Here is a 668-nt window from a genome sequence, read left to right on the forward strand (position 1 = left end):
CCGCGCTGCTGGCGCCCGGCGGCGCCGCATCGCGGTAACGCAGCATCCAGCCGCCGCACGTGGTGCCGCTCGCATCGTCCGAATACGACACCGGCTGTTGCGGACGCAGCGCCGCAAGCAGGGGGCCGAACCACGGGTTCGCGGTAAAACTGCCCTCGACGGCAAGCGGGCCCGCGGCGCCCAGCGCGTCGAGGCAGTAATCCGTCATCAGCACGCAGTACAGCGTCGCGAGCGCATAGCGTTCCTGCGCGTCCGCGGGCGGCGGGCCTTCGATGCTGCCGCTGCGGCCCGCGAACGGACCACCGGTCGCGGCGAAGCACGGCAGCGCCAGCGTGCCTTGCGCGACGAGGCGCTCGATCGTATCGAGGCCGCAGGGCGCCGGTGTGGCACCCGCCAGTTCGCCGAATTCGCGACCGCCCATGAAGCGCATGCACGCGACGGGCCGGCCCAGCGCGTTCGTGTTGGCGAGCATGTCGTCTTGCTCGCGCAGCCCGTCCAGCGCCGTGCCGAAGGCCGCGGCGATCATCCACGTGCCCGTCGACAGCACGGTGCCTTCGGCGCGGCCGAGGTAGCGCAGCAGCGACGCATTGCTGTCGTGGATGCCGCACAGGACCTGGCAGTCCGCCGGCAGCCACGTGGCGGCCGCGACCTCGGACCGCAGCGTGCCC

General features: G+C 72.8%; 1 pseudogene. It reads right to left on the reverse strand.

Features of this window, described 5'->3' with window-relative positions:
- Nucleotides 1-668, reverse strand: a pseudogene (locus ACEN88_RS33565) (L-fuculose kinase); the annotation flags it as partial.

This window comes from Massilia sp. CT11-108, assembly GCF_047302915.1.
Taxonomy (GTDB): domain Bacteria; phylum Pseudomonadota; class Gammaproteobacteria; order Burkholderiales; family Burkholderiaceae_D; genus Telluria; species Telluria orientalis.